The 23,154-nt window shown below is 38.6% G+C and carries 21 protein-coding genes; 3 read left to right on the forward strand and 18 right to left on the reverse strand.

Features of this window, described 5'->3' with window-relative positions:
* Positions 1–9: 9 nt before the first annotated feature.
* From AAG807_RS17670 to AAG807_RS17680, 3 genes are all read right to left on the reverse strand, one after another.
* Positions 10–477 carry a hypothetical protein gene (locus AAG807_RS17670; RefSeq protein ID WP_341906812.1) on the reverse strand — a complete coding sequence of 156 codons (468 nt, stop codon included), beginning with the start codon at positions 475–477 and terminating at the stop codon, positions 10–12.
* A 77-nt stretch (positions 478–554) separates the two neighbouring features.
* Positions 555–2,435, reverse strand: coding sequence for an ABC-F family ATP-binding cassette domain-containing protein (locus AAG807_RS17675; protein ID WP_341906813.1), 1,881 nt, complete (start codon positions 2,433–2,435; stop codon positions 555–557).
* A 170-nt stretch (positions 2,436–2,605) separates the two neighbouring features.
* Entirely contained in the window at positions 2,606–3,094 is a 489-nt protein-coding gene (locus AAG807_RS17680; protein ID WP_341906815.1) for a DUF4293 domain-containing protein, read from the reverse strand.
* 149 nt (positions 3,095–3,243) lie between these two features.
* Between AAG807_RS17680 and AAG807_RS17685 the strand changes: the two genes are divergently transcribed.
* A complete protein-coding gene (locus AAG807_RS17685; RefSeq protein ID WP_341906818.1) occupies positions 3,244–4,146 on the forward strand; it encodes a T9SS type A sorting domain-containing protein in 903 nt (300 codons plus the stop codon).
* Between the two features lie 43 nt (positions 4,147–4,189).
* Here AAG807_RS17685 and AAG807_RS17690 read toward each other — a convergent pair whose 3' ends face one another.
* The 3 genes from AAG807_RS17690 to aroC all read right to left on the reverse strand — a co-directional run bounded on the left by AAG807_RS17690 (position 4,190) and on the right by aroC (position 8,443).
* Positions 4,190–5,464: an NAD(P)/FAD-dependent oxidoreductase gene (locus AAG807_RS17690; RefSeq protein WP_341906821.1), complete on the reverse strand. Its 1,275-nt coding sequence runs from the start codon at positions 5,462–5,464 to the stop codon at positions 4,190–4,192.
* Positions 5,465–5,570: 106 nt separating this feature from the next.
* Positions 5,571–7,379, reverse strand: a complete 1,809-nt coding sequence (locus tag AAG807_RS17695; RefSeq protein WP_341906824.1) for a hypothetical protein — start codon at positions 7,377–7,379, stop codon at positions 5,571–5,573.
* Positions 7,376–8,443 carry a chorismate synthase gene (gene aroC, locus AAG807_RS17700; RefSeq protein ID WP_341906964.1) on the reverse strand — a complete coding sequence of 356 codons (1,068 nt, stop codon included), beginning with the start codon at positions 8,441–8,443 and terminating at the stop codon, positions 7,376–7,378. The genes AAG807_RS17695 and aroC overlap by 4 nt, the downstream gene beginning before the upstream one ends.
* 246 nt (positions 8,444–8,689) lie before the next feature.
* Between aroC and AAG807_RS17705 the strand changes: the two genes are divergently transcribed.
* Positions 8,690–9,229 carry a hypothetical protein gene (locus tag AAG807_RS17705; RefSeq protein WP_341906827.1) on the forward strand — a complete coding sequence of 180 codons (540 nt, stop codon included), beginning with the start codon at positions 8,690–8,692 and terminating at the stop codon, positions 9,227–9,229.
* A gap of 36 nt (positions 9,230–9,265) precedes the next feature.
* Here the strand turns inward: AAG807_RS17705 and AAG807_RS17710 are convergent, their stop codons facing one another.
* The 12 genes from AAG807_RS17710 to AAG807_RS17765 all read right to left on the reverse strand — a co-directional run bounded on the left by AAG807_RS17710 (position 9,266) and on the right by AAG807_RS17765 (position 21,569).
* Positions 9,266–10,675 carry a phosphoglucomutase/phosphomannomutase family protein gene (locus AAG807_RS17710; protein ID WP_341906829.1) on the reverse strand — a complete coding sequence of 470 codons (1,410 nt, stop codon included), beginning with the start codon at positions 10,673–10,675 and terminating at the stop codon, positions 9,266–9,268.
* Between the two features lie 217 nt (positions 10,676–10,892).
* Entirely contained in the window at positions 10,893–11,825 is a 933-nt protein-coding gene (locus tag AAG807_RS17715) for a phosphatase PAP2 family protein (protein WP_341906830.1), read from the reverse strand.
* A 5-nt stretch (positions 11,826–11,830) separates the two neighbouring features.
* Entirely contained in the window at positions 11,831–12,370 is a 540-nt protein-coding gene (locus tag AAG807_RS17720) for a DUF4833 domain-containing protein (RefSeq protein WP_341906833.1), read from the reverse strand.
* Entirely contained in the window at positions 12,351–13,097 is a 747-nt protein-coding gene (locus AAG807_RS17725) for a CDP-alcohol phosphatidyltransferase family protein (protein WP_341906836.1), read from the reverse strand. Before AAG807_RS17725 ends, AAG807_RS17720 begins: the two co-directional genes overlap by 20 nt.
* 4 nt (positions 13,098–13,101) lie before the next feature.
* A complete protein-coding gene (locus tag AAG807_RS17730) occupies positions 13,102–15,669 on the reverse strand; it encodes a DUF5686 family protein (RefSeq protein ID WP_341906839.1) in 2,568 nt (855 codons plus the stop codon).
* The gene (locus AAG807_RS17735) at positions 15,656–16,027 is read right to left on the reverse strand and encodes a GtrA family protein (RefSeq protein WP_341906841.1); all 372 of its coding nucleotides are present in this window, start codon (positions 16,025–16,027) and stop codon (positions 15,656–15,658) included. The genes AAG807_RS17730 and AAG807_RS17735 overlap by 14 nt, the downstream gene beginning before the upstream one ends.
* Before the next feature lie 453 nt (positions 16,028–16,480).
* Positions 16,481–17,806, reverse strand: coding sequence for an inositol-3-phosphate synthase (locus AAG807_RS17740; protein ID WP_341906842.1), 1,326 nt, complete (start codon positions 17,804–17,806; stop codon positions 16,481–16,483).
* Between the two features lie 24 nt (positions 17,807–17,830).
* Positions 17,831–18,817 (reverse strand): NAD(P)-dependent oxidoreductase, encoded by a 987-nt coding sequence (locus AAG807_RS17745; RefSeq protein ID WP_341906845.1) that lies wholly within the window; start codon positions 18,815–18,817, stop codon positions 17,831–17,833.
* Positions 18,817–19,938: a GTP cyclohydrolase gene (locus tag AAG807_RS17750; RefSeq protein ID WP_341906848.1), complete on the reverse strand. Its 1,122-nt coding sequence runs from the start codon at positions 19,936–19,938 to the stop codon at positions 18,817–18,819. The genes AAG807_RS17745 and AAG807_RS17750 overlap by 1 nt, the downstream gene beginning before the upstream one ends.
* A complete protein-coding gene (locus AAG807_RS17755) occupies positions 19,935–20,096 on the reverse strand; it encodes a hypothetical protein (RefSeq protein ID WP_341906851.1) in 162 nt (53 codons plus the stop codon). The genes AAG807_RS17750 and AAG807_RS17755 overlap by 4 nt, the downstream gene beginning before the upstream one ends.
* Positions 20,086–21,288: a pyridoxal phosphate-dependent aminotransferase family protein gene (locus AAG807_RS17760; protein WP_341906855.1), complete on the reverse strand. Its 1,203-nt coding sequence runs from the start codon at positions 21,286–21,288 to the stop codon at positions 20,086–20,088. Before AAG807_RS17760 ends, AAG807_RS17755 begins: the two co-directional genes overlap by 11 nt.
* A 59-nt stretch (positions 21,289–21,347) precedes the next feature.
* Positions 21,348–21,569 (reverse strand): hypothetical protein, encoded by a 222-nt coding sequence (locus tag AAG807_RS17765; RefSeq protein WP_341906857.1) that lies wholly within the window; start codon positions 21,567–21,569, stop codon positions 21,348–21,350.
* A 637-nt stretch (positions 21,570–22,206) separates the two neighbouring features.
* On the opposite strand from AAG807_RS17765, the gene AAG807_RS17770 reads away from it, so the two are divergent.
* A complete protein-coding gene (locus AAG807_RS17770) occupies positions 22,207–23,151 on the forward strand; it encodes an alpha/beta hydrolase (protein WP_341906860.1) in 945 nt (314 codons plus the stop codon).
* Positions 23,152–23,154 lie beyond the last annotated feature (3 nt).

Genomic DNA, 23,154 nt, shown 5'->3' on the forward strand with positions numbered 1-23,154 from the left:
AATTCTAAGTTATTTACCTGTCATGGAGTTATAACGAATTCGTTCAGCAAACATAGAATTTTCAACGATGCTCTTAATAAAGTCAGGGCTTACACTTGAAACAGTTATTGATTCGAAGTTTACACTTATAATATGTTGTAATCCATTCTGTATTAAAATCGTCTCTGCCATATTAGCAGGTAAAGTTTCAATAACAAGAGTATCTGAAATCGGTTTGTTGAATTGATAGATGTCTAGTGAATTGCTTTCGTGTTCAAGAATTTGTCTAAGTCCGGAAATAGTTGTCTGAATGTCAAATTGCATATTTCGAACTTTTATACTTTCAAGTGTATTTGTCTTGTCAAGCTTTACTGTCGATTCCCACCACTCCAGAATATTATGCGCTTGAAAACTATGAATCAAAATATGGTCAACCGATTTGTCGATGAATTCCCATATTTCCAAACTACTATCTAACGTAAATCTAATCGATTCCATAATCTGTTCTATCGCACTCCTAACAAATTCTTCGTGCGCTTTGTGTTCTTAGTGGTTAAATTTAACCGAGATCATCATTAGGCAAACTCCGACAATTCAATCCAACGTTCCGTCTTCTCGTCTATCTCCGAAACAATAGCTCCCAACTTCACACCTGCTTCCATTAATTGCTCATTGTTAGAGCTGGAATCGGATAGCACATTGGTCCATTTGGTTTTCTCTTCTTCCAAACGCTCCAAGTCTTTCTCAATCTGATCGAATTCACTTTTTTCCTTGAAAGACAACTTGCGTTTTTCCTTCGGAGTTTCTTCCGAAATCTGTTTCACTTTAACCACTTCAACCGGTTTGTCATCCGCAGCAGCAGCTTTGTCTTTTTTATAGTCAGCAGCCGTTTGTTTTCTGAATTCCGTATAGTTACCGATAATGTCCTTGATTGCTCCTTGTCCCTCGAAAACAAACAAGTGATCCACCATTTTGTCCATGAAGTAACGGTCATGCGAAACAACGATCAGACATCCTTCAAATGTTCTCAGATAATCTTCCAATACACTCATTACGAAGATATCCAAGTCGTTTGTTGGCTCATCCAAAATCAAAAAGTTCGGATTGGACATCAAAACCGTCATCAATTTTAAACGTCTCTTCTCTCCTCCACTCAATTTATGAACGAAGTTGTAATGCATGTGACGCGGGAACAAGAATTTCTCCAGGAATTGCGCCGCAGAAAGTTGTTTTCCTTTCTCCAATGGAATAAACTCAGCGATATCACGAATCACGTCAATCACTTTCTTATCCTCGTCAACCTTGATTAATTCCTGGCTGTAATAGCCGAAAACAACTGTTTCACCGGTTACCACTTTTCCTCTATCAACGCCTTCTCTGCTTTGAATAATGTTTAAGAAAGTGGATTTCCCTGTTCCGTTGTTTCCAACAATTCCCAAACGTTCCTTGCGTTGGAAGTTGTAGGAGAAATTATCCAAAATCACTTTTTCGCCATACGATTTTCCAATCTTGTGCAATTCCAGAATTTTAGAACCCAAACGTTCCATTTTCACCGGAATATCGATTTCATCATCGTCAATTCGCTGGCTGGCAACTTTCTTTACATCCTGAAAGCTATCTACACGTGCTTTTTGTTTCGTTCCGCGAGCTTTTGGCTGTCTGCGAATCCAATCCAATTCCTTCTTGAAGGTATTTCGTGCCTTATCAATCGTGGATTGCAATTGTTCCTGACGTTCGGCTTTTTTCTCCAGGTAATAAGAGAAATTTCCTTTGTATTTGTAGATTGTTTTGTCTTCTAATTCGTAAATCGTGTCACAAACCACTTCCAGGAAGTAACGGTCGTGGGTCACCATTAAAATAGTGGATTTTGATTTGGAAAGGTATTCTTCCAACCATTCGATCATGTCCAAATCCAGGTGATTCGTTGGCTCATCCAAGATCAGGAAATCAGCTTCCGCAACCAAAACCTGTGCAAGGGCAACGCGTTTCTTTTGTCCACCCGAAAGGCTTCCAACCAACAAACTCGTATCATTCAACTTCAGAACAGAAAGAATCTGGTTCACTTTCACTTCCATGTCCCAAGCGTTCAACTCAGTCAATTCTTCGTAACATTCGTGAATTGCTTCCTCGTTTCCTTCACGAAGTGCCTGATTGTATTTTTTGACGATTTGAAGTTCCGGTAAATCATGCGAAAAAACGGCTTCCAGAATCGTATGTGTTTCGTCCAGAGTTTCCGTTTGTTGCATAAAAGCAACTCGCAGGTCATTTCTATAGACAACTCTTCCTGAATCAATTTGTTCGAGGTTCATCAAACAACGCAACAAGGTTGTCTTACCATTTCCGTTTTTTGCCACGATGGCAACCTTGTCTCCCTGGTCAATACCAAAGGTAATATCTGAGAAGATCACGCGATCCCCAAAGGATTTTGTAAGGTTTTCAACGGAAAGAAAATTCATGCTAGTTGTTTATTTGAAAGGTGCAAAGATAGAGGATAATTACGAATTACGAATGCCTAATTTCAAATGGGAACAATCGGGAATGGAAAAATGTAGAGGCGAAAAATGTAGAGGCGAAAAATTTTTCGCCTCTACATTTTTAATTTGTCATTCAATTCTTTATAAAAATATTATCTCAGCCGGTTCAACGAATCAATCGTCTTTTTGTCTTTGCGAACTCCTCTTATTCCAAGGAATACAAAAATGAAGGCTGCTGCATGCAGGTAAAAAACAATTCCCAAGGATAAATTGGTAGCCGGTTCCTTACAGATCGTACATTCTACAGAATGAACATTTGCACCCAATAAAATCCATGCTGAGCTTAAAAGATTCAACACCAATAAGATCCAACCCAGGAAAATCTGACGGTGACGCATTTTGAATGAAAAGATGATCATCAAAGCAAAGATTATTTGCACCAATGATAACATCCAGAAATCCATTTTCTTACCAGCCATTTCGGTACCTCTGAATAATTTATATGCCGTCGAGTGAACAAATTGTCCCTGATCGAAAGAAAATAAATCGGTTCCGAAAAGCGTTGTCGCTACCAATAAAGCAGCGATTAAGAAGTAAACGGTTTGAATGCGTTGAATCATGTTTTGAATATTTGGTTCCAAAGTTATCAATTTAGAATTTATTCAATTCCATTCAGCTACATTTTAATCAATGATAACCGAATGATACCATTTTTTTAAGATCGTTTATGGAAAATTGGACTAGATTTCATCTTGTTACCGTTAACTAGTGAAAATCAAATGCTGCTGCCATGAAAAATTTCGGAATTGAAAAACCTTGTTCTGAAGACTGGAACAAAATGAGTCACAATGAAAAAGGGGCTTTCTGCCAACTTTGCACGAAACAGGTTCATGATTTCAGTAATAAATCTTCAAATGAAATCAAGTTAACCCTATTGCAATTAAGCGGTCAATCCGTTTGTGCAAGAATGACTGTCAGTCAGGAAAATGAGCTGAATGCGGAATTTAAAATCTGGTTGGTTCAAAGGAAACGCAATCCGCAACAGTTGTTTATTGCCGCACTATTGATTGTTTTCGGCTTAACCCTTTTCAGTTGTGAAGATGAACGGGATCAACGACAAATTGAATCTGTTCAGCAAATTGCACGCAGTATTGCATCCAATGAATTGACAAAATTGGAAAGCGCTCCTGGGCAAGATGAAGTTACCTTGGTTACGCCCATCCCTGAAGAGATTGTAGTTGAAGAATCCTACATTATGGGAGCTCTGCCTGTTGAATTTGTTCAGGAACCAACTCTTATCGAGGAAGTGGAAGAAGTAGTAATTATTGCACCCGAACGTCACATAATGGGCGGGGCTTCTTCAATCACCTTCATCCAACGCGAGTTTTTTGAGCAAACATCTGTAGAACTGGATGAAAATGGAGTTCCTTACCCCACAGCATTCAAGGCTTTGGTATTTCCAAATCCTGCTGTAGAAAGCACAACACTTGAAATTCAAGCGCCACATAAGGAGCGAATGGAAATCAACTTATATGATATGAGCGGAAAATTGATCCGGGAAATCCATTCGGGGAAGATTTCCAGAGGCACTTACCGACAACTCATTGATTTAAACGATCTGACACCTGGTTTATATCTGATAATTATCCAATCCAAGGATTTTAAAGAAACGGTTCGCGTTGTTAAAAACTAACACTTAAAAGGGAACCTGATTTTGAATCAGGTTCCCTTTTCTATTAATCATTTCTCCTTATATTGTCGCGATCCCGCTCATCTCTCAAAATCAATCTCAAAGAAGTATCTCCGGTGATATATCTCCACGCCCAGTTAAAAAACACGGCGATCTTATTCCGGATGCTTAGGATTAGCATGAGATGAAGAACCATCCAAACCATCCAGGCGAAATATCCTTGAAACTTGAAGTTTGGCAATTCCACAACCGCTTTGTGTTTTCCAACGGTTGCCATGGTGCCTTTATCCTTGTATTCAAACGGTAACATGTTTCCACCCGACCAACATGCAATCAGATTCTTTGCCAACATTTTCCCCTGATTGATCGCTACATTTGCCAATTGTGGATGCCCTTGCGGATATTTCTCTGTTTCCATGTAGGAAATATCTCCAATAGCATAAACATTTTGGTAACCATTAATCAATGAATGTCTATCGACCGTATATCTGGATCGAACCATCGTTGCTTTTTCCAAACCGGGTAAAACATTTCCTTGAACTCCAGCAGCCCAAATAACTGTCTGCGTCGGAATAACTTCTCCCGTTTTCAATGTCAGATTGTGTCCATCATAGGAAGAAACAACCGTTGAAGTCCGCACATCTACCCCCATTGATTCCAAATACTTACGAGACCACAATCTGGACTTGTCACTCATCGCATTCAGGGTATTCGGACTTCCTTCCAACAAAATGATTTTCAATTTTGAAAAGTCATAATTCGGATAATCCCTAGGGAGGACTTTCGTTTTCATTTCCATCAAAGCACCGGAAAGTTCCACTCCGGTCGGACCTGCCCCAACTATGACCAAATTCATCAACTCGTCTTTTTCCTGTTGATTATTGACAAACATGATCTTTTCAAACTTCGTCAAAATGGAATTCCGGATATGAATCGTTTGTTGGGTCGATTTCATTGCCAGGGTGTACTTTTCCAAATTAGAGTCTCCAAAGAAATTGGTTCTACATCCGGTTGCAATAATCAATTCATCGTATGGAATTTCACCCATGGAAGTTTCAATCACATTATCTTCCGGTCTAATCAGATTGACAGTCGTATATCGAAAATCCACATTCTTCCTACGCCTGAAAATTGCCCGAAATGGAAAGGATATGCTTGAAGGCTCCAAGCGTGCACTCGCCACCTGATAAAATAAGGGTTGAAACATGTGGTGATTCTGTTTATCCACCAGGATAATTTCACAATCGGACTTAGCCAATTTACGAGCAAGATTCAATCCTGCGAAGCCACCACCTATGATGACTATTCTTTTTCGTTCCATGGCATTGAATTTAACCATTTTCACCAAGAAACCAGAGGGAAAAAGTACTATTTTTAGTTAAAAAAACCTGCGTTTTTCACTCATGAAAAAGAGGTCTTTCTCTTAGCTACTTATACTTAAATAATTGCACCTTCAAATCTTTGAAACGTGCCTTGTCTCCACTCAAAATAAAACCGCATCGGATGGAATCCAATTCACCCCAACGGTAATCGGGCACGACATCCACCTGAATAAATTCCCACTTCTTGAGATTTTGTGGCCTGGAGCTAACCATCACATCGGATTGCCCTAGTAACGAGTCATTTTTAAAATAATAAGCAACAAAATTCACGTTCTCATCGTGCTTGTTCAAGCAAATATCCGTTGAAAACTGAAGTGCAAAATGAGCAGAAGGATCCACCTTTCCTAACTTCTTACCAAACCCTATACTATTCGGATAAAGGAAATCCGGATGACCGCCATAAACCTTATTTGCTGACAATGGTTCATTCTTAACCAAGAACCCTTCCATAGGACCGGTTACGGATACTGCAGTTTGGGGAATCGTATCAATCTTGGAATAAAACACATAACATAAACGGGCTTCTTCCTTTAAAAGGATTTTTTTCCACATGGGATAATTCATGTAGTCATAATGAAGAATATGTAAATCGTATTGTCTTTCGTATGTTTGATAAAGATGTGTGCTACCGGCAATAAAAAGAGTTAAACTAATTTTCCAGAAACCGGTGGAATGAGTTATCAGAACTGCTATCGGTATAACGAAGATTCCGTAAAAATCGATCATCGAACGCATTCCCAAAGAACCACCATACCACCAACACCACCAGGAAGAAAGTACATAGGTAGCGATCACCGTAAAGACCAGAATTCCGAAAAACAATCTGCGCGCCTTGAAAAAGCAGACTATCAGACCGGGAATCATTAACAGTAAAAAAGGCGAATAAATGAACATCCCCTTTCGGAATCCGAAAAGAATTTCCCAAAAGTAAGGGTCTTTCCAATGATCGAACCCTTCATCCGAGTATGGATTCAAACTCCATTTATCTGTTTGAGCATGAGTTGTCAGCAATTGAATAAGAACAGGTATAATAGCCAAAACAATCGCAGCTAGTATGATTTTCAGATGCGGCTTTTGAAAAATGAATTTCAGATTCGAAATAAAGGCTTTCGTGCTCTCAAAAAAGAATGGCAATACACATATAATCAGGATGTTTGTAGGACGAATCATGATGCTCAAGCTCAGGAAAAATGCAAACCATACCAAAGCACTTCTTTTCTCATCTTGTATCCATTTCAACCACAACAAAAGTGCTGCATTGACTATTGCAAAAGAAAAAACATGGGAATAGGGAATATCGTAATAGCTGTAAAAACTCAGGTTAGTGGCTACCACCAAACCTATCAACGATAGATAAACCGAAAGGTATGAGAGTTTCAATCTTCTAAGAATGAAGAACAAACAAACAAGTCCCAGAAGGACATATGCCAGTAGCCCGATATCCATCCATAACTGATAAGGCCAGCTATATCCGTCCAAATCTGCACCACTCATGGATGCATGTGCGTGTCCGATAAGAAAAAACGGGGTTAAACACTGGGCAGTTCCTGTATAATATTTATCGTAAAGCCGTTGATTTTCCAGTCTTGCCAGATTATCCGTAAAACTATCGTCCGGATACTTTTCGTTGATCACGGTCATGAACTCAAATCCATCTGCATGATGGATGAACCAATATGGAAGGAATCCATAATATCCTGCACCATCCGAAACGATAGGAGTCCCATCGCGCGATTCTTCATTCGTCCAGCCATAACGTCTGTCGGATTTTGTTCCCAACAAATAAATAAGGGAAGCAAAAAGCAGGAAAATCATCCATTTTTTTGCTAGAAAACCTTCAAGTCTCAAGTTCATTGGTAAGCGTTTTGAATCAAAAAGTAATCCAATACAACCAATGCGGCCATCGCTTCAACAATTGGAACGGCTCTCGGAACGACACAAGGATCGTGTCTGCCTTTTCCGCTGATCGAAATGGATTCAAAATTTTCATTGATTGTTTCCTGCTCACGCATGATGGTTGCTACCGGTTTGAAAGCTACCCTAAAATCAATTGGCATTCCATTGGAAATACCCCCTTGAATTCCTCCCGAGTAATTTGTCCTTGTTTTCCCATCTGTCGTAAAGACATCATTGTGTTCGGAACCTCTCATGGAAATGGAATCAAAACCGGATCCGATCTCAAATCCTTTCACTGCATTTATTGACAGCATGGCTTTGCCTAATTCCGCGTGTAGCTTATCAAAAACAGGTTCTCCAAGTCCCACAGGAACTCCTTCGATGACGCAGCGGATTCTTCCGCCAATGGTGTCTCCTTCTTTTCTGATTTCCCGAATCAATTCTTCCATTTGCTCAGCAAGTTCTAACGAAGGAACGCGCACAAGCGTTGATTCACTCACCACTTTCAATCCGGAATTCCATTCCCCGGTCCATTTCAAGGAACCGATCTGGTCGACAAATGCATCGATCCGAATATTTTTTTGAGCCAAAATTTGTTTTGCAATGGCTCCAGCCACAACACGCGAAGCTGTTTCTCTGGCAGAAGATCTTCCGCCACCACGATGGTCTCTGATCCCATATTTCTGTTGATAGGTGAAATCAGCATGTGATGGGCGATATGCTTTCTGAAGCTCTTCATAATCTTTCGATTTCTGATCTTCATTTTCAATCAGAAAGCCAATGGGAGTTCCGGTTGTCTTCCCTTCAAAAATGCCGGAGAGGAACTGTACCTGATCCGATTCTTTTCGTTGTGTAACGATAGCGGACTGACCTGGTTTTCTTCGATCCAAATCGTTCTGGATCTGATCAAAATCCAACACAAATCCAGCGGGAATACCTTCGAGAACACCTCCGATAGCTTTCCCATGTGATTCTCCAAATGTTGTTAGCCGCACTAATGTTCCAAAACTTGAACCTGCCATTGTTATTGTTCCTAATGATTCATCCAAAAATAAGCAATTAGGGAGACACAGGAATCAAATAACTAAATTCATTATGGAAAACATATTTTCAATTTGAAATTTATTTTCATTTTGGAATAAACACGGCTACCAATAAAAAAGTAATCAACTTATTGATTTACAGTTAAATAATCATCATGAATTAATCATTAAAAGGAATGGCAAGACTATTGGGTTTATTTTGACACAAACACAAACACTGAAGTCATGAAAAATATAAGTAATTATTTGGCAATCGTTTTAACCTTTTGTTTTTCATTGAGCATGATAGGAAATGATTTATTCGCCAGACCGGCGCAGCGTCCTTACTTCGTTCAAAAACATGCTCCGAAGAAGAACAAGTATTATTATTACCCGAGACAAAATATTTATTACGACCCCATTGAAAATGTCTATTTTGTCTGGGAAAGCAGTCATTGGAAACCTGTATCCAATTTGCCTGGAAGATATGTATCCGTAACCTACTCCAATACTCCGAGATTCGAACTTTGGATGACTTCAACGCATCCTTATTATTACAATCCGGAACATCGGAGAACGTATTATGAATATCGTGTTGTAAAACCAAAACCGGCACCAAGGGTTCGTGTTGAAAGTCGCCCGAAACCGAACGTCAGTTTTCATTTCGAAATCAATCCGGAATCGAGACCTGTTTATGTGAAAGAGCGTGTCGTAGTTGTAGAGGAACGTCACCACGATCACGGCCATCATCATGGACACGGTCATGGAAGAGGACACGGACATTAAAAACAAAAAACGTCAGCCTCGGCTGACGTTTTTTGTTTAATTACATATTGTTTGTTCGGTTGCTTTTAAGATTTCCCTGACTTCTTCCAGGGTTGGTGCTTCCGCATAAGTTCTCAATACCGGTTCAGTTCCCGATGCCCGGATCATCATCCAACGGTTATCGTCGAAGAAGAATTTCCAACCATCAACCGTTCCAACACTGCTGACCTGGTATTTTCCAAATGATTTGTATTCATTGTTGCTGCATTTTGCAACTATCTTCTGCTTCAGATCTTCGGTAATGTGCAAATCGTTCCGTTCGAATTTGAAAGCTCCTACGATTGCATAGACTTCCTCGATCAATTGATCCAGGGTCTTACCGGATTTCGCCATGTATTCCCAAATGATCAAGCCCATCCAGATTCCATCGCGCTCAGGAATATGTCCCTTCACTGCAATTCCTCCGGATTCTTCTCCACCGATCAGGACATCTTCATCCACCATGATTCCGGCAATGTACTTGAATCCGATCTTAACCACCTGGTATTCCAAACCGTAATGTTCTGCAAGTGTTTTCACGCGTGGTGTCGTACTGAAAGCCGTAACCACTTTCCCTGTCATTCCTTTGTTTGTTACCAAATAATGCAACAAAAGCAAAATAATGTGGTGAGAATCGATGAATTCACCTTTTCCGTTGTACAATCCGATTCGGTCTGCATCTCCATCCGTTGCCAAGGCACAATGAATGTTTCCTTTTGCCAAAATGTATTGTTCCAATTCCTGCAAATTCTTTTGAATCGGCTCAGGAGCTTGTCCGTGGAAAGATGGATTGTAATCACAATGCAACAATTGAACGTCCGGTAAAATACGTCTGATCACATTTTGTCCGGCTCCATACATGGCATCGTACACTAAATTCAAACCTGATTTGCGAATCGCTTCCAAGTCGAAATTTTTCTCGATATGCTGAACATAACGCGTTTCAAAATCTACGATTTCCAACTTTCCTGATTTCTCAAAACTGCTCAAGTCCACGGATGCGTAATCAAACGGAAGGGAATCCGGAATGATATCTTCGATTTCCTGAACCAGTTCAGGAGTTAAAGGTCCGCCATAATGTGCTTTCAACTTGTATCCGTTGTAAGATGGAGGATTGTGACTTGCTGTCAGGATAACTCCCAATCCACAACCAAGCTGATTTGCAGCCAATGAAATCATTGGTGTTGAAACAAAGCCTTTCGACATCAATACCTCGATTCCTTCATGCAAAAGCACTTTAGCGACCGTTTCAGCAAACAGTTCACCGGCAAATCTGCAGTCATGACCCAATGCAATTTTTGAATTCCAGTCAGATTTCTTTAACCATTGAGCAGTTGCATAAGCAACTCTAGCTACGTTCTCTACTGTAAATTCATCTGCGATGATTGCTCTCCAACCATCTGTTCCAAATTTTATTTTTGTTGCCAAATTTCTTCTTTTTTTATGCACCAACGCTAAAGCTTTAGCGCAAATATTGGTGTCAAATATAGTTAATGCGATGTTTCCAATGAGAAAATAAAGAGATAAATTCCTTCTTATCCAAAGTGAGAAGACTTAAAACTATTACTAAATCGATATTTAATTAGTTTATATAATTCCTGACCTGTCCTCCTTTAAAAGAATATTTATAGAACTACTTGATTCGTCAAGTAATCTTCATTTCATACCTTTTCAGAAACCGATTAAATCCCGGACTTTTCAAGAGTAGTTTTTCAAAGATAAAAAGTCCTGTAATGGCGCATAAAATTCCTCCCACTACATCCTGAATATAATGATGCCCGGTATAAACGGCCGAAAACCAAATTCCAATCATAAAAAGAGCGAGGAGGATGTTTACCCACCCTACTTTTTTCTTTAATCCAAAGTAGAGAACAACAACCGGGTAGGCTGAATGAAGCGAAGGCATAGCTGCAAATACGTTTGAACTCTTTGAATACAAGCCTTGAAAAATTTCTACTCCAAAGAAATCATCAAAATGACTCAATGCTGTTCCTGTATGACCCGGAGTATGCAATAGGAACTCAAAACCATACTCTTTCACATACCAGGGCGGTGCAGCCGGGTAAATGTAATAAACCATAAAACCGATTAAATTGACGAGAAGAAAGGAAAGTGCAAATTGAAGAAACAATGCTTTGTTTTTACTAAACAGGTAAAATGCAAAAAACAAGGGGACAGGAATCCAGTTCAGGTAGAAAAACCCCGACATCAAATCCAACCCAAGATGGGAATATTGATCCGCAAATTCATTCGGAGTTAAAAGGCCGTTCTCTGTTTCTATTCCAAACAAGGACTTTTCCCTGATGTAAAGATCTTCAATATGAACATCATTGACCAGGTAGTTTGGAATGACCTTCATGTAATCAAAAACTATCCAGAAAACAATAAAGATCAGGAAGCCGAGAATGAACCTTCTAGTAGTATTTGAAGCATAAAACAGGGCGTTAAACAATAAAACCAGGACGAGTTGATCTATTTTGAACCCAATCAATAACCTAGACAAAATGAGATAGCAGACGGAACCGGTCGTTGTCCAAATCAACTCTTTTAAATTCAATGGAGGAAAAATGTTTCTCATTTAATTTATGGTTTTATTTTTTCAGATACTGTTTTCTTTGTTTTAGGATCTTTTCCGGTGATCTCAACATACACTACATTGGGACTCCAGGTTGAACCGCCATCCGTTTTTACAAAAATTTTTGTGAGTTCACAGAGTACACCATTTATGTGGATATAGGCGTGGTATTTCTTATCATCCGAATTGTTTTTCAAATAAATTGATGCTTTATCATAAGCCTTTAAAGTAATCTTGAACCATTTTTGTTCTTTGTTATAAATAGAAGAACTTACACCATATGCGAAAACTCTCTGAATGGATGACAATTGTTCGGTTCCTCCCCCATCTGCATACCGAATCCAATACACTTTCACAGGTTCATCATCGTCTATCTTACCATTTTTATAGTTGATCTCATAAATTACCGTGTTGGTGTTGTGGGTGCGCTGCAGGTAAAAAAGCATGTTTTTATTTGCAGGGGGAACCGGATAGCCAGCTTGTCCCCAAACATTTCCTGAGGAAACAATCAGTGCCAAAAAGAGTGAATTAATAAGTTTCTTTTTCATGGTCAAGAATTTTTTTACAGTCATTTAATCTTTTGAAAGCAGTCATATTTGAAAGCAAAGCCACCAGAAACAATGGGATGGTAAAAATTGACATTGTTTCAAACAAGTGAAAAGAAATACCCTGAATGAAGAATTTGTAATCCCCACCAATGTAATACGAAACGATTCCACAAGCCAAAGCGGATACTCCGATCGTTATAATTCTTTCCGGGCGCTGCATCAGGCCGCCTTTGCATTCAATTCCCAATCCTTCGGCTCTTGCTCTGGTGTAACTAACCATCATAGAGCCAATTAGCGCCAAAAACGCAAAGAGTGAACTCAGGAAATAATGATGTGCCACGAGGTAATAACAAATCCCGAAAAACATCACCAATTCACTGTATCTGTCCAACACAGAATCGAAAAGCGCACCAAATTTGCTCGACATATTTCCCAATCGAGCCACTTGTCCGTCGAGCATATCAAACAAACCTGCAAAAAGCACCAGAGCTCCTGCCCATCCAACATAAGAAAGATCCCCCCTATTCCCTTCTTCAGCTCCGAGAATAAAAATCACTGTTACGCCCATATTGAGCACGAAACCTACAATTGTTACTGTATTAGGAGTAAACCCAATCTTAATTAAGAGTTTTACAAAAGGATTAATAATGGAGTAAATTCCTTTTTGCAAGTGATCTCTCATGGACACGGGAGGCGTCTGCGTTTCTGAATTAGTATTTGTTTTCATCTTTTTAAAAATCAAATTTGAATCTTACCCTGATCCCCAGTTTGGAGATATCAGAGTTTTCCAGGTATGTAAATCTTTTAACCAAATCAACCCGGAAAAATTTGAAGATATTAGCAATTCCAATGCTTCCTTCGATATAAGGTTTCTCCGATAGGCTATGGGTAATTAGTCTATTATCGACTGTCAGTGGAAATTTCAACAACTCAGGATTGTTATCCGGATTGTTGTCATTGCTGACACTTCCATAAAGTACTTTTAATGAGATTGCTTCCCGCCATTTCAATTTCTTGATCAATGGAATTTTATTCAGGAAAAACCCATTGAACGAATGATCTATGCTCACACTCACGTATTGGTCACTCACGAATTCAAGGAAGTTCATGAGGTTATAAGATTGCAACTGATAGGAATAGGTTTGGTTTGCTCTATGAATAGCAAGCAAAGGAAATGGAATCCTACCGAATATCTTACCGCCTTCTACAACTACGTCCGTATATCCAAGCTGGGAGAAATAGAACCGTTTGGAGCAATTTAGTGTCAGATTCTGATAATTGTAATCTCCTCCTAAAAAACCTTTCATTCCTTGCGTATAACGCACTGTGAAAATTGGATTTTTGTAGGAAATGGGGATTCTATAGGTTTTGCCCTGGTAGAATTTCTCATTGGGAGCCCATCTTAACGTCAGAGAAAGTTCTGATGTCTGGATATTCTTCACATCATAAACCGGGTTATTATAATCAACACGATTGTAATGCAATCCACCGGCAGCTTGTTGAATCCAGTTTTTATAACCGATAGTAAACGAAAAATGATTCTTGAATTCATTCAGGTATTCCAAATTGAAAATCTGGTTGTAAATCCACTTATCGTTAGTTCCTCGTTTAAATGAAAGCAGGATATTGTCTTCTTGAACAAACTGCAATTCTTGCCCCGGGATCTTTGTTTCTTTTTGGTAACTGACCTTCAGGGATCTGACCGGAAATTCATAAATACTTCGTTTTGAAAGAGAATAGGTTACACCTCCATAGTATTTCCATTGTTCGTCCTTGAAACCGTAAGCTCCATAGCCTTCCAATACAATTTTCTTACTGAAAGCATTGGTTGTTCTTCCTCCTAAACGCAGCCTGAAACCTTCAACCGGATTGAAACTGTAGAAGGTACTTATTGGTCCTAAGTCAAAATAAGGAGTAATTGTTTTGTATCCGGCAAATAAAACGACCAATACATCAAGCGTGCGTTTGAAAGCTGGAACGGTCTTAATACTGTCAATTGTTTTATAAGCTCCTTGCTCTGAATTGGTCAATGTTGAATGACGATTTTCTTGCCAAAAATTTTCACTGAGATTTCCGGCACTGTCAGCTAGTTGTACCTCATCTCCTTTGTAATCAAGATCTAGTCTGGACACATTGATCGTGAAATCTTTATACGAAACCGAACGCTCGCCAAAGATTCCGGATTTCCCCTTTTTACCAAGTCCGAAATCGGCTGAAAATTCATCGTAAACCAGTACATAACCTGAAGCACCTTTTTTCTCAAATTCCTGCGTGATCTTTAATTCTCTTACCCAATTCAAGTTGATACTCTTGTTTACACCCATGTTTACTTTGGTAACTGCGTAAGAACTGTCGAGTGCAATGATGATACTTCCCTGGAACAACAAATCATTGTGGTTTCTTGGAGCAAAGGATAAACGAATATATTTCGAATCGTTTTCAACAATGGTATCCGTGATGAAATATTTGTAAAACATTGGACCAATGGCTGCAGTGGGACTAATGAACTGGTTGGTTAAAATCGGAATGTTTTCATCATAAATATTGATGTCCTGGTACAAGTATTTCATGTATGCATCCAAGCCCTGATTGTCGACATACCCATCAAAAGCGACTGTTTTATTACCTACTACAAACTCCTTTCTTGCCTTTGGTGATTTCCTGTATTTGACCTCCGATATGGATTCTTTGATGAATACAGGAAGAATTGCCTGTCCTTCGAGTTTGGTTGTGTCCATATTCTCGAATACAAACTGGAATTGTTTCAATGCTTTTCTGTTCTGAAATTTTTCAGAAATGTTACTCAATCCAAACAGAACTTTTTCATATTTTTCATATTCGTAAAAATCAAATCTTTCTATCCTGTTTTCCGGTTTGTGCTCGTTTACTTTCCGTATCAACTCAACAGCCGGGTTATCTTTGTTCCTGTATTTATAATTCCTGGCTTTTACGGTCACCTCATCCAGTTCTTTTGCTTCCGGTTCCAGGCTGAAATTGATTTGTTGTTCCACCCCAACCTGCACATCTTTACCTTTGGGTAAATATCCGGTTGTCAACACCTGGATTCGTGTAAAAACTCCAAAAGATTCCAATTTGAAATTTCCTAACGAATCGGTTTTGGCAGCAAAATCTGATTCATTATAGAAAACAGTTGCAAACGGAATAGGTTCTCCTGTTTTTGCATCGGTAACGATTCCGGAAACAACCGTTTTTTGTGCAACTACCGGGTTCCCCAACAGTAAGAGCAACCAGATCAAAATGCTGCTCCATAAGTGATATTTTTGTTTAGCTAAACACATAATATTTTTGCAGTGAGTAATTAAATGAGATGCCAACAATTAGTGAGACAAGGATTTTAACTATCAGATAGGAACCATCCATCACTGAAAGAATAAATGCGCTTACCACGGTATTTAAGAGAATACTTCCGATCCAAACCATTCCGTATTTCAATACTTGAGTTTTGGTATATTCCCTCCCTTTGGCAAACGACCAGTATTTGTTGACCGTAAAATTCACTACGCCTCCTAAAACGGCACCTATCGAAGTTGCAATTACGTACTTTACCAAAAAACCTTCAATTAAAAGAACCGTAAATCCAAAATCAACTGCCGTTGCAATCAAGGATGACAATTGTGCTTTTAAGAACATTTTCATTTGAGAAAAAACAAAAGAGAAAGTTGTATTATTACATTCGTATAAATTCCGGCTATCAGATCATCTAACATTACTCCCCATCCATTTTCGAATTTTTCAAACCTTCTGATATAAAAGGGTTTAAGAATATCAAAAAATCGGAATAGAATAAAAGCTGCTATGAGAACCTGAAAGTTTATAGGCAGAAAAAGCATACTTACCGCCATCCCCAACACTTCATCAATAACAATTTTGTTACTGTCTTTTCCCCAAACTGTCTCCGTTTTTCCGGAAACATAAACGCCGAGAAAAAAGATGCAACAAGAAAAAAAGAGAAGCTGAAAATCTGAGTAATTAACTAGCTCTCTACCCAGATATAACAGTACGCAAAACGCTACAGACGCGACTGATCCAGCTCCCCTTTCAATGAAGCCAATCCCAAAAAAAGATGCGATTATCTTACTTACATTCATGTTACATGGACTCCACCAATTCCTGATAATAATCCAATCCCAGATGAGTAATCAAATCTTCTCCCATCATGTGGCGCAAAGTATTCTGAAGTTTCATCAACTGTTTAAAAATATCGTGTTCTGGATTTAAACCATCTGCCGTTTGAGGAGCTTTGAAATAGAATGACAACCATTCTTGAATACCGCTCATTTCTGCTCTTTGTGCCAGATCAATAAATAGTGCCAAATCCAATACGATTGGGGCTGCCAAAATGGAATCACGGCATAGAAAATTGATTTTTATCTGCATCGGATATCCCATCCAACCGAAAATATCAATGTTGTCCCAACTTTCTTTATTGTCTCCATGGGGAGGATAGTAATTGATTCGTACTTTGTGGTATAAATCACCATAAAGCTCCGGATTTTTTTCTCCGTCCAGAATCTGTTCCAATACACTCAATTTCGAAACTTCCTTGGTTTTGAAATTATCTGGGTCATCCAATACTAATCCATCTCTATTTCCTAAAATATTGGCAGAAAACCATCCGTTTACTCCCAATGCTCTTGCCTGTAATCCAGGTGCAATGATTGTTTTCATCAAAGTTTGACCTGTTTTGAAGTCTTTTCCGGCAATGGGAATATTATAAGCTTTAGCCAATTCAACCAAAGCTGGAATATCTACGGTCAAATTAGGTGCTCCATTTGCAAACGGGACTCCTGATTTGATAGCTGCATAGGCATAAATCATACTTGGAGCAATATCCGGATGATTATTTTTCAAGCCTTCTTCAAAATTGGAAACGGTTTTATGAACCTCGGATATTTCTGTATATTTTTCTGTTGAAGCACACCAAACCATTACTATACGAGCTACTTTATTTGTAATTCTGAAAGTTTCAATGTCTCCCATTAAAGCATCTGCCAAGTCCCATTTTGTAGGTGCTTGTTTTACATTCGTACCATCCAAATTTTTGACATAATCTTGATCAAAAACTGCTTTCATTGGCTTAATTGCTTCCAATTGTGGTCTGATCCGATCCAATTGTGATTGTTCGAGTACTTTTGCGTTGCTGGCAGCTTCATAGACGTTGTCGTCATAAACATCCCAACCTCCGAAAACAATGTCATTGAGATCTGCAATCGGAACAAAATCTTTGATTAATGGATATCGATTATCTGTACGCTTTCCAATACGTATATTTCCCATCTGAGAAAGTGAACCGATTGGTTTTGAAGCTCCTATTTTTACCGACTCGACACCTGCAATCAAAGTGGTTGCTACTGCACCTAATCCAGGAATCAAGATCCCTAATTTTCCTTCTGTACTTTTAATTTGATTATTCATAGTTCTTTTTTTACTCTTTGTTAATTAAATCCACTTATTTTCTTTGTACCAATTGATTGTTTCTGTTAATCCTTTATATAGACTGTACTGAGGAATGTATGCCAAATCTGATTGTGCATTTTCGATGTCGCAATTCCAATTTCGTGCTGTTAGCTCAGCGAGCTTTTCTTGATTTAGAAGAGGTGTTTTGTTTCTGCTAAAAAGTTCCAATGTTCTTGCAATTGCTCTCACCATAAATACAGGAACATGAAGTTTGACCGTTCTCTTATCCAAGACTTTTTTAGTCGTTTCGGAGAAATCATATTTCTCATAAACATATCCATCTGATATGTTATATGCCTCATGTTGTATCTCAGACAAACATGCACGAATTATAGCATCGGAAAGATCTTTCACATAAACGAAAGTGAACAATTGAGGCTCCTTACCAATGTATATTTCCAGTCCCATATTGATAGATTTCATCATCACTAGAAAATCCTTTTCCCGAGGGCCATAAACGGCTGTTGGACGAAGAATGATCCAGGGAATATCTGGATGTTGTTTCAACATGTTTTCAGCATTCAGTTTGCTTTCCCCATAACTTGTTACAGGATGTGCAGGACTACTGGTCATCAGTTTCTGGTCTTTTCCATACTGAAGAGGTCCCAATGCTGCCAAACTACTAATGAAGACAAACTTTTTAGGCATCCAGCTTTTTTCTATGGCTTCGCATAAGTTTTTGGTACTTGTCACATTTGCGGTATTGTATGCATCCAGATCCCTCGCTTTTGTTGCTCCTGCAGCGTGAATAATATAATCATACCGGTGATGTGACAAATGATCTGCCAGGGTTTTCACATTCGAATAATCCAATTCTACAATCGTCGCATTCATATCCGTTAAGTGAGATGAATCACTTTCCGAACGTACTCCTGCATACACATCAAAGTAATTTAATGCCAGTTCAATCAAATGATACCCAATGAACCCATTGGCACCTGTTATTAATAATTTGGGTTTCCTTTCCATTACAATTCTTTTTTGTATGCGCGTCTTCTCATGTTTAGGCGGGCATCATACCCGTTAGTAAACATCATTAACGAATTCTTGTTTTCCTCTAGAACATGGCTAGAAATGACTGTCTTAACACCATTATCAATAAAAGCCTGCATCATGTGGGCATAGAACAAAGCAGGAACTCCTTTTGTCTTGTATTCGTTTCTTACGGCCTGCAGCAGCAAATCTGCCATGTTGTTTTTATTCATGTCTTTCACTATTTTGATGAACCCGAAAGGATAAAGTTTCCCTTTGGCTTTTATCAATGCTTTGGATAGTGAAAGAAATCCCAAACCAAACCCCACCACATCGTCCTCTTTATCAACTACAAAACTCACATATTTGGGATTTATCATCGAAAAGTACTTATCAACGTAGTATTTTTTTTGGCGATCGGTTAACGGTGCGAATCCATATAAATGATCGAAGGCTTCATTTAGGGTATCAAACATTTTTCCTGCATACGGAAGCAACTGCTTTGGTTTCTTCACTTCCAAAATTCTCAACCCATATTTTTGCTTTACCAATTCCGCAATACGAACCACTTTGTCTGGTACTTTATCCGGTACTTTTATCTCATATTGTACCCAATCTACATCCTTGGTATAGCCATATTCTTCCAGATGCTGAGGATAGTATGGAAAATTATAAATAACAGCCTGAGTGGATAATTCGTCAAAACCGTCTACCAGCATTCCTTCCAAATCCATATCTGTAAAACCCATCGGGCCTACCACTTTGTTCATCCCTTTTTGTATCCCCCAGTTTTCAACGGTTTTGATAAGTGCTTCAGAAACTTCTTTATCATCCATAAAATCAATCCAACCAAAGCGAACCGTCTTTTCATTCCACTTTTTGTTAGCTTCTGAATTAATGATTCCTGCAATTCGTCCAACAATTTTTCCATCCTTATGTGCCAACCAGTATTTGGCCTCACAGTAATCGAAAGCTGGATTTTTTTCCTTCAGCAAGGTAGAGCGTTCAAAAGAATGTAACTGTGGTACTCGGTGAGGATTATTTTTATATAATTTGTCTGGAAAAGCAATAAATTGCTGCAAATCGGATTTGCTCCTTACTTCAGTGATTTTTATCATAATACATGTGATAGATAGTAAAACAAAGGAATTCCCCATTTCTCAGATACCTTCTGTGTTTTTGGAAAAGCCGTATCAATCTGTTCAAAAGTATAAGTGGTCATTAATGAAAATCGGATCAATGTTCCACAGTGTACCCTTTCAGTTCTAGTACTCATATTCCATCAAAGATTTTTTAGAAAAATGTATTGCTTCCTTGATCTTAGTTACTGCTTCTTTAATCTGAGCATGAGTATGCGTTGCCATCAGCGAGAAACGAATCAGGCTATTTTCTGCTGGAACCGCCGGACTAACTACTGGATTTACGAATACTCCATTTTCCTGCAAAAGCTTAGCTACTAGAAATGTCTGTTCATTGTTCCTGATGTAAATTGGTATTACAGGACTTTCCGTATCTCCAGTATCTAATCCTGCCTCCTTCATAAGGTCCATTGCATAACGGGTGTTACTCCACAATTTCTGAAGATGGCTCGATTCAGTCTCAATAATGTCCAATGCAGCCAAGGTACTTGCGACAGATGCCGGAGTCATACTTGCACTAAAGATTAATGACCGTGCGTGGTGCTTGATGTATTCTATGACACTTGTATCAGCTGCAATGAATCCTCCAAGGGAAGCAAAGGACTTACTAAACGTCCCCATAATCAAATCCACTTCATTCGTCAATCCAAAATGAGCTACTGTTCCTTCTCCATTCAGTCCCAACACACCCAAACCATGAGCGTCATCAACCATCACGGATGCATTATATTCTTTGGCTAACGTTACAATTTCTGGTAATCTAACGATATCACCTTCCATGCTAAATATTCCATCAGTAACGATGACTTTATTACTGTTCAGGGGAAGTTTTTTTAAATGAGATTCTAAATCGTGTATATCATTGTGCTTATACTTGATTGTTTTCGCAAAAGATAACCGGCTTCCATCAATAATAGAAGCATGGTCATATTCATCCAATAAGATATAATCATTGCGGCCAGCAATGGCAGAAATCACCCCTAGATTAACCTGAAATCCAGTACTAAAAAGAAGAGCGCTTTCTTTCCCTACAAATTTTGCCAAACGTTCCTCCAGTTCAATATGAATATCAAGTGTTCCATTCAAAAATCGAGAACCTGCGCACCCACTTCCATATTTTTCTATCGCTTTGATTGCCGCTTCTTTCACCCTTGGATGATTGGTTAATCCTAAGTAGGAATTTGATCCAAACATGAGTACTTTTTCACCTTCAATAGTTACTTCCGTATCTTGTGCGGATGAAATTGCCCGGAAGTAAGGATAAATCCCCTCCACTTTCAACTTACTGGCAGTGTTATAATTTGCTGCTTTTATATATAAAGATTCCATATGAAAACAAAAGTTATATGCATCACCGAATATGATCCAATGTGCTTAAATGAAAAATTCTAGTTATATGAGAAAATGTTCAGAGATCCCACATTCATTGCTTCGAGAGTACCTGAACACATAAAATGCTCTTCCGTTTCAGCCCATCCGATTTGCTGAGTAGTTACTTTTATAATCGCCTTATTGCTATCATTTACTGTTTTCTTATCACACCACACGAAACCAGTGAGGTTGAGATGATAGCTGTAGCAAAAAAAATAAATCGTTCGTTTGTTTTTCATTTCATTTCAATATTTCAATATTTTCCAACTGAAAATGAGATGTAAGACTACACTCAAGTTCGACAGTACAAAGTTGGCCAACAAAAAAGAGGTGTAAAAGCCCCTTATTACGGTAATACTTTGCTCGTTTACGGTTTGAATATTTAAAATGAACAAATCATTCATCTACACCAGACAGGTATAATGATTCTATGAACTTAATTCTACTAAGTGATCAAGTTATTGTTTTATAAAGCGTTTACGATATTGACCGGGCGAATACCCTTCTGTTCGATGAAAGAATCGGCCAAATGTATTATACAGAAATTAAGAGAAAGCTGTGCATATCCAATAGTAAATCGTTACAAGTCCGACTTTGAAGAAGTAAAGATCAAGTTAGCTGAGAAAGCATTAGCAATTGATGAATCAACTTTTCGTCATTTATTTCTACGTGACCGTTAGTATAACGAAAACGCTGTATCCTTTATTTTGATTGGCTTTCCGGGATTCTAAAGGATTTCTGAGATTTTAACTACGCTTCTCGGAAGGGGGAAACAAAAAAAATCGATTATTCTTTGGTCCAAATCCGAGTATTCAGATTCAAATCTTATCACTATCTTACTTTCCTTTAAGAAGATGCTATCATAAAAAAAATCAAATGATCAGACAGACAAGTGGTTTTACCGATAAAATAACCAACTCGGGAACAGAACAAGCAATTTTTTATAGTCTTTTTCAAGCAGAAGAAAAACCTGTAAAAGCGACTGTTTTGATCTTGCACGGAATGCAGGAGCATAGTGGTCGCTATACTGATTTTGCACGTTTTCTTGCTGAAAGTGGCTATGCAGTCCTCACTTATGATCATGCAGGACATGGGAAAACGGCGGCTTCAAAATCGCATCACGGTTATTTTCATGCCAATAATGCAGCGAAACGCGTGGTGGATGATGCTGAAAAAATAGCTGAGATTCTGGAACAGGAATTTCCAAACATCCCACATTTTGTTATCGGACATTCCATGGGATCTTTTATCACCCGATGTCTGTTACAACAAGCCTCGCATAAGTTTGACGGAGCAATTATAGTGGGAACAGGAGGAAAACAGTTCATTGCTCCGATAGCCCGGTTTGTATTTTCTATTCTAAACAGTCTGGCACCTCAAAAAAGAAGTAAAAAGCTGAATCGTTTTTTTAATAATCTGAATAACAAACAATTCAAAGGTGACACATCTGAAACACGCTGGCTAAGTGTAAATAAAGCCAACCAGATTGCTTTTGTAAAGGACGAACTTTGCGGGATTCCATTCACCAATAACGGATTTCATACTTTACTCACCTTGAATGTAAAATCGACCAAAAATGACTGGGCGGATAAAATCTCCCGGGAACTTCCCTTTCTTTTTGTTAGCGGAGCGGAAGATCCAATTGGTGATTTTGGAAAAGGAGTTACTCAAACAGTTGAGAACATGCAAAAAGAAGGTTTTTCAAAAACCCGTTTGCTCTTGTATCCTAAAATGAGGCATGAAATATTGAATGAAGACATCAAACAAGTGGTCTTTGAAGATATCAGAAACTGGCTGGACGAACATTCCGTCAAAAAATAAAAA

It is taken from the genome of Fluviicola taffensis DSM 16823 (assembly GCF_943372375.1).
GTDB lineage: Bacteria > Bacteroidota > Bacteroidia > Flavobacteriales_D > Crocinitomicaceae > Fluviicola > Fluviicola taffensis_A.